The sequence below is a fragment of the Streptomyces diastatochromogenes genome (genome assembly GCF_002242805.1).
GTDB lineage: Bacteria > Actinomycetota > Actinomycetes > Streptomycetales > Streptomycetaceae > Streptomyces > Streptomyces diastatochromogenes.
In genome coordinates, this window is record NZ_MCGQ01000103.1 from 1 (window position 1) to 10,184 (window position 10,184).

Annotated in this window: 10 protein-coding genes; 6 read left to right on the plus strand and 4 right to left on the minus strand. The window is 70.2% G+C overall.

What is annotated here, in order from left to right; translation table 11 throughout:
• Positions 1 to 40 precede the first annotated feature (40 nt).
• Positions 41 to 1,033, minus strand: a complete 993-nt coding sequence (locus tag BEK98_RS46020; RefSeq protein ID WP_094222776.1) for a helix-turn-helix transcriptional regulator — start codon at positions 1,031 to 1,033, stop codon at positions 41 to 43.
• Positions 1,034 to 1,133: 100 nt separating this feature from the next.
• Here BEK98_RS46020 and BEK98_RS46025 point away from each other — a divergent pair, with 100 nt between their 5' ends.
• The 5 genes from BEK98_RS46025 to BEK98_RS46045 all read left to right on the plus strand — a co-directional run bounded on the left by BEK98_RS46025 (position 1,134) and on the right by BEK98_RS46045 (position 4,917).
• The gene (locus tag BEK98_RS46025) at positions 1,134 to 1,808 is read left to right on the plus strand and encodes a hypothetical protein (protein ID WP_244202294.1); all 675 of its coding nucleotides are present in this window, start codon (positions 1,134 to 1,136) and stop codon (positions 1,806 to 1,808) included.
• Positions 1,809 to 1,841: 33 nt separating this feature from the next.
• Positions 1,842 to 2,636 (plus strand): YqjF family protein, encoded by a 795-nt coding sequence (locus BEK98_RS46030; protein ID WP_094222777.1) that lies wholly within the window; start codon positions 1,842 to 1,844, stop codon positions 2,634 to 2,636.
• 173 nt (positions 2,637 to 2,809) lie between these two features.
• On the plus strand, positions 2,810 to 3,817 hold the full coding sequence (locus tag BEK98_RS46035; protein ID WP_094222778.1) for a zinc-dependent alcohol dehydrogenase family protein: 1,008 nt from the start codon (positions 2,810 to 2,812) through the stop codon (positions 3,815 to 3,817).
• Between the two features lie 43 nt (positions 3,818 to 3,860).
• Positions 3,861 to 4,505, plus strand: a complete 645-nt coding sequence (locus tag BEK98_RS46040; protein WP_094222779.1) for an MBL fold metallo-hydrolase — start codon at positions 3,861 to 3,863, stop codon at positions 4,503 to 4,505.
• Positions 4,506 to 4,602: 97 nt separating this feature from the next.
• Positions 4,603 to 4,917: an EthD family reductase gene (locus tag BEK98_RS46045; RefSeq protein ID WP_094222780.1), complete on the plus strand. Its 315-nt coding sequence runs from the start codon at positions 4,603 to 4,605 to the stop codon at positions 4,915 to 4,917.
• Positions 4,918 to 4,937: 20 nt separating this feature from the next.
• On the opposite strand, the gene BEK98_RS46050 is transcribed toward BEK98_RS46045, so the two are convergent.
• The 3 genes from BEK98_RS46050 to BEK98_RS46060 all read right to left on the minus strand — a co-directional run bounded on the left by BEK98_RS46050 (position 4,938) and on the right by BEK98_RS46060 (position 8,956).
• Complete coding sequence (locus tag BEK98_RS46050) at positions 4,938 to 5,912, minus strand: Lrp/AsnC family transcriptional regulator (protein ID WP_167444449.1); 975 nt, start codon at positions 5,910 to 5,912, stop codon at positions 4,938 to 4,940.
• Between the two features lie 238 nt (positions 5,913 to 6,150).
• Positions 6,151 to 7,791, minus strand: a complete 1,641-nt coding sequence (locus tag BEK98_RS46055; RefSeq protein ID WP_244202295.1) for an MFS transporter — start codon at positions 7,789 to 7,791, stop codon at positions 6,151 to 6,153.
• 193 nt (positions 7,792 to 7,984) lie between these two features.
• Positions 7,985 to 8,956, minus strand: a complete 972-nt coding sequence (locus BEK98_RS46060; RefSeq protein ID WP_094222782.1) for a helix-turn-helix transcriptional regulator — start codon at positions 8,954 to 8,956, stop codon at positions 7,985 to 7,987.
• 182 nt (positions 8,957 to 9,138) lie between these two features.
• Here BEK98_RS46060 and BEK98_RS46065 point away from each other — a divergent pair.
• Positions 9,139 to 10,184, plus strand: a 1,046-nt coding sequence (locus BEK98_RS46065) for an FAD-binding oxidoreductase (RefSeq protein ID WP_094222783.1), incomplete at its 3' end; no start/stop codon positions are given.

Below are 10,184 nucleotides of genomic sequence, written 5' to 3' on the forward strand. Positions count from 1 at the left end.
GACCGCATCCTCGCCTCCCAGGGCCTCGGAGGCGGGTGCGTCAGGCGTCCCGGTCCTCGGTGTACAGGGAGACGGTCTCCTGCGCCCGGCGTACCAGGACCTCGCGCAGTTCCGCAGGTTCCAACACCTCGACCGCCGGGCCGAACACCAGCAGTTGCTCGGCCGAGCGAAGCGCCGGGAACCGCAGCTCCAGCTCCACCGGTCCCGCCTCGCTGCCCGCCTCAGCCTCCTCCAGGGCAGGCGCGGGACCGGTGAGGTCGGCTTCGTGGTAGCGCAGGAACCGGGCCAGCACCGACCGCTGCACCCGCGCGACCACCCGCACCGGGGCCGGGATCCGGTCGATGCTCTCCCGCAGCACCTCCCACACATCCGCCAGCTCCACCCCGTCACGGCGGCGCACCGGCTCATCGGCCAACGACGCCGACAGCATCCGGTCCGAACGGAACATCATCGGCTGCCCCCGGTGGTCCGCCACCAGGTACCAGGCCCCCGCCTTGCTCACCAGCCCGTACGGATCCAGCGTGTACGAGCGCACCTGGGCGTCACGGCCGTGCCGGTAACGCAGCCGCAGCCGCCGGTCGTTGAACACCGCCGCCTGCAGCACACCCAGGTCGACCGCCGACGGACGCGGGCTGCTGCGCCAGCGCACCGGGTCGATCATGATCCGCCTGCTCGCCAGATCGGCGTCCCCGCGAAACGGCGCCGGCAACGCCGCCATCACCTTGCGCAACGCCGAACCGATCGCCTGTCCCAACCCCAGATCCGCATGCGCCTGCTCTGTGACCAGCACGAACAACGCGCGGGCCTCGTCGGCGGTGAGACCGGTGACATCGGTCCGGTACCCCGGCAGCAACGCGATACCGCCCTTGCTTCCCCGCTCCGCGTACACCGGCACCCCCGCAGCCGACAGCGCCTCGACATCCCGGTAGATGGTGCGCACCGACACCTCCAGGCGCGCGGCCAGCTCGCCGGCCGGCACCTGCCCGTGTGTCTGCAGCAACAGGAGGATGGAGAGCAAGCGGTCCGACTTCATACGTCAAGCATGGGGTACATACATGACGGGCTGCGTCAGGTATGTCCAGGAATCCGACCCCGTCATCGACCACCTCAGTGGGATCGGCTTGGATGGGGCGGTGTCTGTCCATGAAGTGATCCGCCAACTGCCCGGGATCTCCGTCGTCCGGGATCGCTCCCGGGCCATGGCCATGGTGGATGCCGTCATGAGCCCGGACTGGGAGTCCCGGTTCTACTCGTTCGACTCCCGGTGGTCGCCGACGGAGGAGATGGCCTCCATGCGCGACGGCTGCGGCAATGAATACTCGATCGTCTTCTCGCCGGCGGGCGCCTACGTCCACGGCTTCGATCACGAGTCGCCCATGAGCCCGTATCGGGTGGACCCCCCGGCACCGTGGCCCGGACTGTTCGAGGGAGTGCCCGAAGCGTTCCTTCCCCAGGTCGCCGAACCCGCCTTCAGCGAGGTCGACGGGACACCGCGAGCGACGACGTGCTTCTGGCGCGAACAGGCCGACACCGAGTGGAAGTGCGGAGCCGTCGAGGCCCTGCCGGAGGGGGTGCAGGACGACGGCAGCGCCGAGTGGCTCTTCGACGTCCTCGTCGACGGCCGGCCCGAGGCATACCAGCAGTTCGCGGAGGAGTACTACGAAGTGGCGGTAGACCTCGAGGCCGTGCGTCACGTCTATGCCTTGCGACCTCTCACCCAGAGCGTCGTGTCATCGCTGAACCCGGATGCTGAACTGGCCGGTCTCGAAGAGGACATGACCCGGATCGGCTACCCCGTACTCGGGTGAGGTCCTGGCAGGGCGCTTCGGGATACTGGCCCGATGCCGCAGCCATCGCTCAGCGTGGAACCCGAGCCGATATCCGCCGACCCGCCTCATTCCGCGGACCGCCCCCTCCTCACCCAGTCCTGGCTCGACCTGGCCTTCCTCCACTGGCCCGCCGCCCCGGCAGACGTCGCTCCGCTCCTGCCGGCCGGCACCCGACCGGACACACTGCATGGCCTCACCTACGTCGGACTCGTCGCCTTCCGGATGCACCGCGTCGGATGGTTCCGCCTCCCCGGCATCCCCTACCTCGGCTCCTTCCCCGAGACCAACGTGCGCCTGTACTCCGTGGACGCCCACGGCCGACGCGGCGTCGTCTTCCGCTCGCTCGACGCCTCTCGCCTGATCCCCGTCGCCATCGGACGGACCGCCTTCCGCCTTCCCTACGTCTGGTCGCGGATGAAGATCCACCAGCAGGGCACCACGATCACGTACAGCAGCAGCCGGCGCTGGCCCGGCCCGCGCGACGCGCGCAGCAGCCTCGCGATACGGGTCGGCGAACGGGTCGCGGAACCGACCGAACTCGAGCACTTCCTCACCGCCCGCTGGGGCATGCACAGCGCCTTCCGCGGCCGCCCCCTGTACCTCCCCAACGCTCACCCTCGCTGGCCGCTTCACCGCGCCGAACTACTCCACTGCGACGAGAACCTCGTCACCACGGCAGGCTTGCCCGCGCCCATCGGGGCACCCACAAGCGTCCTCTACTCCCCAGGAGTCCCGGTCCGGTTCACCCGCCCGCCCCGCACGCCGGCCGGCATCCCCAACCCCCGAAGCCACCACCCGGCCACCTGAGAGCTTACGGCGGCGTACGAACTGTCAGTCGGCCGTAACCACCGCACCCCCCGAGCGAACCTACTTCGATGACGCTCGAAATTTGACGGTCATCGAATATTGGGGCAGGGTAGATATCGACGCCGAGCCGACTCGGTGTCTCCCCCGACCCCCGCTCCCAGGACGGATGCACCATGGCAAGACTCGTACAGTTCGACCGGCTCGGCGGCCCCGAGGTGCTGACTCTTCGCGATGTCGAGGTCGGTGCCCCGGGCGCGGGAGAGGTACTCATCCGCGTCGACGCGATCGGCCTGAACCGGGCCGAGATCATGTACCGCGAGGGCGGTTACTTCTACGAGCCGGTCTTCCCCTCCACCCTCGGCTACGAGGCCGCCGGCGTGGTCGAGGCGGTCGGTGAGGGTGTGGACGGCTTCGCCGAGGGCGACCTGGTCGCTGTTGTGCCGGCGTTCCTGCAGAGTGAGTACGGCACCTACGGCGACCACGTCATCGTTCCGGCCTCCGCCGTTGTCCCCCGCCCGGCGGATGTCGACCCCGTGCAGGCAGCGGCCGTGTGGATGGCCTACATCACCGCCTACGGTCCCCTCGCCGAGAGCCGCCAGGTGCGCCCCGGAGACCATGTGCTGATCACCGCGGCCTCCAGCAGCGTCGGGCTGGCCGCCATCCAGGTCGCCCGCCACGTCGGCGCTATCCCGATCGCCACCACGCGGGGTGCCGACAAGAAGCAGCGTCTCCTGGACGCCGGGGCGGCCCACGTCATCGTCACCGACGAGGAGGACCTCCCCGCCCGCATCAAGGAGATCACCGGCGGTGAAGGCGTCCGCCTGGCGTTCGATCCGATCGCCGGCCCCGGTGTCGAGACCCTCGCCCAGGGCATCGCCCCCGGCGGTTTCCTGGTGGTCTACGGAGCCCTCGACCCGCGTCCCACCCCGCTGCCCAACGCACAGTCCTTCCCGGCGCTGAACAGCAGCACCTACACCCTCTTCGAGATCACCACGAACCCGGAGCGCCTGGGCCGGGCGGTCGCGTTCGTCAACGCGGGGCTCGCCTCGGGCTCCTTCAACCCGGTCGTGGACCGCACCTTCGACCTCGCGGAGATCGCCGACGCCCACCGCTACATGGCGGCCAACGGGCAGGTCGGCAAGATCGTCGTCACCGTCGCCCACGACGAGGCGACGTCGTGAACCGGTCTGACGCGTTCGCCGGACCGACTGCGGGAGGAGGGCCATGCGCCTGACCAAGTTCGGCCATGCCGCCGTCCGCGTGGAGAAGGACGGCCAGACGCTGGTCATCGACCCGGGCACGCTCAGTGAGCCGGAGGCCCTGGACGGCGCGGACGCGGTGCTGGTGACCCACGACCACTTCGACCACTTCGACCACTTCGACGAGGAACGGCTGCGCGCCGCCGCCGGGGCCAACCCGGGGCTGAGCATCTGGACCCACCCCGATGTGGCCAGTCAGCTGGAGGGTCTCGGCGCGGGCCGGGTGCACGCCGTCACGCACGGCGACACCTTCACCGCGGCCGGCTTCGACGTCCAGGTGCACGGCGAGTGGCACGCCCCGATCCACCCCGAGCTGCCGCCCAGCCACAACATCGGCTTCGTGCTGGACGGCGAACTCTTCTATCCCGGCGACGCGTTCACTGTCCCGGAGCAGAAGATCGGCACCCTGTTGCTGCTCTCCCACGCCCCGTGGGCGAACTCGACCCAGATCTTCGACTACGCCCGCGCGACCGGCGCGACCCGCGCCTTCAACACGCACGACGGCCTGCTCAACGACGCCGGCCTCAGCCTCGTCGGCGGTCTGTTCGGCACGCTCGTGCCCGGTCTGGCCTATACCAAGCTGGCCATCGGCGAGTCGACCGAGATCTGAGACGTGGGTCTGGGCGACGCGAGCCCGAAACGAACCACGACCGGCCGCCACCAGCACATCACCGCACACCATCCACCGCACGACAGAGGAGTGCGCCATGATCAAGGCTTCCCTGATGTACCCGTACGCCGAAGGCGCCCGCTTTGACTTCGAGTACTACACCGACAAGCACCTGCCCTTCGTGAAGGCCAGCCTCGGCCCCGCCCTGAAGGGGCTCACCGCGGAGAAGGGGCTGGTCGGCGGTACGCCGGACACCCCGCCGCCGTTCATCGTGTGCGGGCACCTGTACTTCGAGTCGGTCGAGGCGATGCAGGAGGCCTACGCACCGCACGCGGCTGCCATCCGTGCCGACATCCGCAACTTCACCGACCTGGAGCCGGTCATGATGATCAGCGACGTCCTGATCGGCTGAACCCGGGCCGGGTACTCCCTTCAGCGGCTCGGCTCGTAGGTGAGTTGTTTCACCTGGCGCAGGGTGAGGGTGGTTTCGACGGCTCGGACGCCGTCGAGGGTGCCGATCTTCCGGCTGAGGTACGTGTACAGCTCGCTGGTGCCGGGGCTGGCGACGGAAGCGACGAGGTTGGCGTTTCCGGTGATAGCAGCGGCGAAGCGGACCTCGGGGTGTGCCGCGAGTGCGTGCCCTACGTCGTCCAGGGCTGTGGGGGCGACGGTGAGCCACAGCATCGCACCGATGGCCTGGCCCAGAGGTGCGGTGTCGTGCTGGACGTCGAAGTAGAGGACGCCGGTGGAACGCAGGCGTTCCAGGCGCCGCTTCACCGCGGACTCCGACTGGCCGGTGCTGTGCTGCAGTTCGCTGGACGTGGCCCGTCCGTCGCGCCGCAACACCTGGAGCAGGGCCTCGTCGGCCTCGCCGAGGGTGACGGGGGCGGTGGCCGGCTCGACGGGCGGCGGACGCAGGGCCGCCTCCTCCTCGGGTTCGAGTACGCGGTTCTTGTTGAGCCAGCCGAGCGGGCCGCCGTAGAAGGTGTGCAGGAGGCAGTAGGCGTCGACCGAGATGATCCGGGGAGTCCGCTGCAGGCGGTCGAAGAGGAGTTCGTCGCGGTCCTGTTGGCTGCGCGGCATCATCGCGCACAGCACCTCGGTGCCGCCGGAGATCAGCTCGATGTACTTGGTGTCGGGGCGCCGGGCGAGGGCGCCCGCGAGCTGCTCGGCCACGTCGGGGGTGCAGCGCAGCCGGACGATCCAGCTCTGCTGGCCGAGCAGGCTCTCGTCGGTCATGCCGACCACTCTGAGGCCGACGGTGGTGCGCAGTCTGCGAAAGCGCCGGGCGATGGTCGGGTCGGACACGCCGAGAACCTCGGCGACCCGGCTGAACGGGACCCGCCCGTCCAGCTGGAGTGCGTGGAGCAGTTTCAGGTCGACGGTGTCGAGGGGCTGGGACTCCAATGACTGTCTCCTGCTCTGGGGTGCATGCCTGAGGTGGATTGTGGTGTCGGCGGGAGGGGAGCGCATCACGAGGGGGCAGGGTTCGGGCTGTGCCTGTGCACGGCATGCGGCGTGACCCGGGACGGCGGGGCATTTCCCCGTCCCGGGTCACGCTTCTGCGCCTTGTCCGTCCCGTCGTAGGACGCCCGTACGGTCCGGCGGTCACTCGCTCATGAACCGTCCCGTGCCTCGGGATTGCTCACTGGCCGGTCAGAGTCCCCTCGATCGCGGCGCCGCCGCGCTGTGCGCCGTCCGGTGCGGCGGTGTCGGGGGTGCCCGCTGCCTGCGGGACGTGGGCCCCCGGAGGAGCCGCATGCCCCGGCGCCCGCAGCAGGGCCGCGCCGACGGCGGCGGCGAGGAGGGTCAGTACGGCGGCGATGACCAGGCACAGGTGGAGTCCGTCGAGGAAGGACTCGGACAGGGCGGCCATGGCGCGGCCCTGGTCGGCGCCCAGGTCCAGGCCGGCGACCGCGCCGAGCCCGTCGGCGTCCGCCGCCGAGGCGATGCGGTCCGCCGCGGCCCTCGTCAGGCCGGCGTCGGTGAGGTGGCCGGGCAGGGCGTGCACGGCCCTGGTGGACAGGATCGCGCCCAGGACGGCGGGGCCGAGGGCGCCGCCGACCTGGCGGAAGGCGTTGTTGGCGGCCGCGGCCATGCCGGCCTGGTGGAAGGGGACCGAGCTGACGGCGGTGGCGGTCATCGGGGTGACCACGAAGGCCAGGCCGAGGCCGAGCAGCGCCAGCCGCCAGGTCAGGGACAGATAGGAGGTGTCCGCGTCGATGCCGGTCAGCGACAGCAGCGCGCCCGCGGTGACCAGCAGGCCGCCCGGGATCAGCAGCCGCGGGGAGACGCGGTGCATCAACTGGCCGACCGGGGCGCCCAGTACCAATGGCACACCGGAGATGACCGCCAGCCGGAAGGCGCCCTGGAGCGTGGACTGATTCTGGACCAGGCCGAAGTACAGGCTCAGGGCGAAGAAGAATCCGATCAGGCCCAGGAAGGTGATCATCGCGATCAGGGTGGTGGCCGTGAAGGCCGGGCTGCGGAACAGCGTCAGGTCCAGCATCGGGCTGGAGCTGCGCCGCTCCACCAGGACGAACGCGATCGCGCTGACCGCCGCGACACAGAGGGCGACCAGCACCTTGGCGTCGGTGAAGGATCCCGCGCCGCCCTCGATGATGCCGTAGACCAGGGCGGTGATGGCCAGCGCGGCGGTGAACTGCCCGCTCCAGTCCAGCCGGCGCGAACCGGGCGCACGCGAGTCGGTCAGCAGCTTCACCGACACGGACAGCGCGGCCACGGCGACCGCGGCGGGCCCCACGTAGATCCAGCGCCACGCGAAGTGCTCCAGGACGGTGCCGGCCATGAGCGAGCCCGTCGCCAGGGACGCCATCAGGAAGGTGGCCCAGATCCCGATGAACTTGCCGCGCTCACGGTGGTCGGGCACCGCGTGACTGATCATCGCCAGGGTGGTGGGCAGCAGCGCGGCTGCGCCCAGCCCGGCGCATGCCTGGCCGACCCAGACCACCTGGATGGACTGCGCGCACAGCGCGATCAAGGCGCCCATCGCGCTGAAGGCCAGGCCCGCCTGGTACACCTTCTTGCGGCCGTGGACGTCACCGAAGACACCGGCGGTCAGGATGAGGGCGGCCATGGGCAGGACGAACGCGTCCTGGACCCAGGACAGTTGCGAGGTCGACGTATCCAGCGCCCGCTGTATCGCGGGCAGACTCACGGCGACGGCTGTCACCGGCAGATAGCCGACGAAGACGCCCAGACAGGCCATGACGAGCGTGACCGCCCGCCGCTCCTGTGGCGCGTTCGCCGTTGTCGTGACGTTCACGGAACTCTCCCTTGCGGCGCCGGGCGCTGCGATCGGCTGACTTCGGCGGCAACCTTCGGCCGGGCCGGGAGGCCGAAGCCAGCCAGGAGCGGGAGAATCCCGGGAATCCAACATCACGGGCTCGATTTCGACGGAAAAATAACGCGGAAACATATGACGCCCTGTGTCATGTATTGCTCGGTGAGCGCCACGGTCACGCTCGGTAGAGCGCTGCGATGTCCGTGGCAACGCGGGCGAGTTCTTCGCGGAGTTCGGGCGGCGAGATGACCTCCACGCTGGTCCCGAAGGCGAGCAGCGGCCGGGCGGCACCGAGTTCTCGGAAGCGCAGCTCCAGTTCGGTCCACTCCGAGCCGTCCTCTTCCAGGACTCCGGGGGGCGGTGGGCCGGCCAGGTCGGCCTGGTGCAGCCGCAGGAATCGTCCGAGGGTCTTCCGCCGGACCCGCACCACGACGGGCAGCTGTGCAGGCGCCTCGTCGATGTTCCGGCGCAACTCCTCCCATACGTCGGCGAGTTCCACCCCGCGGCGCCGCTGCACCGGCTCGTCGGCCACCCGCGCGGAGACCACGCGGTCGGCGCGGAACATCCGGGGCCTGGCCCGGTGATCGGCCACCAGGTACCAGACTCCCGCCGTGTCGACGAGTCCGTACGGATCGACGGTGTAGTCGTGCACCCTGCTGTCCTCCCCGCGCCGGTACCGCAGCCGCAGGCGTCGATCGGTGAAGACGGCTTCCTGCAGGGCGCCCAGGTCGATCGTGGGCCTGGGGCCGGTGCGCCACCGTACGGGGTCGACCAGAATGCGGCGGCTGACCAGGTCGGCGGCGTCCCGATGGGACTCGGGCAGTGCGGCCATGACCTTGCGCAGGGCCGACCCGATGGCCTGGCCGAGGCCCAGATCGGCATGGGTGCGATCGGCGAGGAGCACGAAGAGTGACCGGGCCTCGTCCGCGGTCAGCCCGGTGACGTCGGTGCGGAAACCGGGGAGCAGCGCGATGCCACCGTTGCGGCCCCGCTCGGAGTAGACCGGCACGCCCGCGGACGACAGCGCCTCGACATCGCGAAAGACCGTGCGGACGGAGACCTCCAAGCGCTCGGCGAGGTCGGTGGCGGACAACTGGCCGTGCGTCTGCAACAGCAGGAGCAAAGCCAGCAGGCGGTCGGACTTCATGGGTCAAGGATCGCCGGAATACCTGCCACATGGCGTCATGTATTCAGGAGAAACGCAGGGGGCGACGGAAAGACGTGGGAAGCCTCGGAAACGTGATGTGGAATACATGACGCTATATGACATGTATCGCACGGAAGGCTGGCAGCCACACCGATCCCCCCTTGGTTCAGGAGTGGAACAGCATGACAAGCGCAAACGCCTCCCCCAGCGGGTTCGCGGACTTCCCGGCGGACTTCCGCGGGCAGGTCCTGCGCCCCGGCGACGGCGGTTACGACGCGGCCCGGGCACTGAACAACGCGAGGGCCGCCGACGAGGGCCCCGCGCTCATCGCGCGCTGCCTGGACGAGGACGACGTGGCCACCGTAATGCGCTACGCCTCCGCCACGGGAACGCCGGTCGCGGTGCGCGGCGGCGGTCACGGGTACGACGGTCACGCCATGCCCGGCGGTGCCCTCGTCGCAGACCTGTCGCGGCTGCGCGCCGTCACCGTCGACCCTGAGACGGGGATCGTACGGGCCCAGGCCGGAGTCACTCTCGGCGAGCTGGACGCGGCCACCCAGGAGCACGGCCTGGTCGTCCCCTCCGGTACCGTCACCTCGACCGGCATCGCCGGCCTCACGCTCGGCGGTGGCATCGGCCATCTGATGCGCCGCTACGGCGCCACCGTCGACAACCTGCTGGCCTGCGAAATGGTCACCGTGGACGGGCGCCGGGTCCGCGTCGACGCCGGCAGTGAGCCTGAGCTGTTCTGGGCGCTGCGCGGAGGCGGCGGCAACTTCGGTGTCGTCACGAGCTTCGAGTACCGGGCGCATGCCATGGGCACGGACGCCGTGGCCGGATTCGCGGTCTACGGCCTGCACGAGGCGCCGCGGATCCTGGCCGCCCTCGACGAGGTCATGGCGGCCGCCCCGCGCGAACTCGCGCTGGTGGCGACCATCACTCCCGCCCCGCCCCTGCCCATGATCCCGGAGCAGGCACACGGTCACCCCGTACTGATCCTCTCCCCCGTGTACACCGGCGACCTCACGACGGCCGACGACGTCCTGAAGCCGGTGATCGGCCTCGGAACGCCGCTGGTCGACCTGGTGCAGCCCACCACCTGGCTCAGGGCGAACAGCATGCTCGACGACACCGCCCCCTACGGGAAGCGCGCGGCCTCGCGCAGCGGCTACCTGTCCGCGATCACCGAAGCGGCCGCGACCGCCATGATCGACCGGGCCGGCGCCCC

Coding starts and splice junctions, on each gene's coding strand:
- BEK98_RS46035 (WP_094222778.1), top strand. CDS start 2,810: ATGGCAAGACTCGTACAGTTCGACCGGCTCGGCGGCCCCGAGGTGCTG.
- BEK98_RS46045 (WP_094222780.1), top strand. CDS start 4,603: ATGATCAAGGCTTCCCTGATGTACCCGTACGCCGAAGGCGCCCGCTTT.
- BEK98_RS46020 (WP_094222776.1), bottom strand. CDS start 1,033: ATGAAGTCGGACCGCTTGCTCTCCATCCTCCTGTTGCTGCAGACACAC.
- BEK98_RS46030 (WP_094222777.1), top strand. CDS start 1,842: ATGCCGCAGCCATCGCTCAGCGTGGAACCCGAGCCGATATCCGCCGAC.
- BEK98_RS46060 (WP_094222782.1), bottom strand. CDS start 8,956: ATGAAGTCCGACCGCCTGCTGGCTTTGCTCCTGCTGTTGCAGACGCAC.
- BEK98_RS46040 (WP_094222779.1), top strand. CDS start 3,861: ATGCGCCTGACCAAGTTCGGCCATGCCGCCGTCCGCGTGGAGAAGGAC.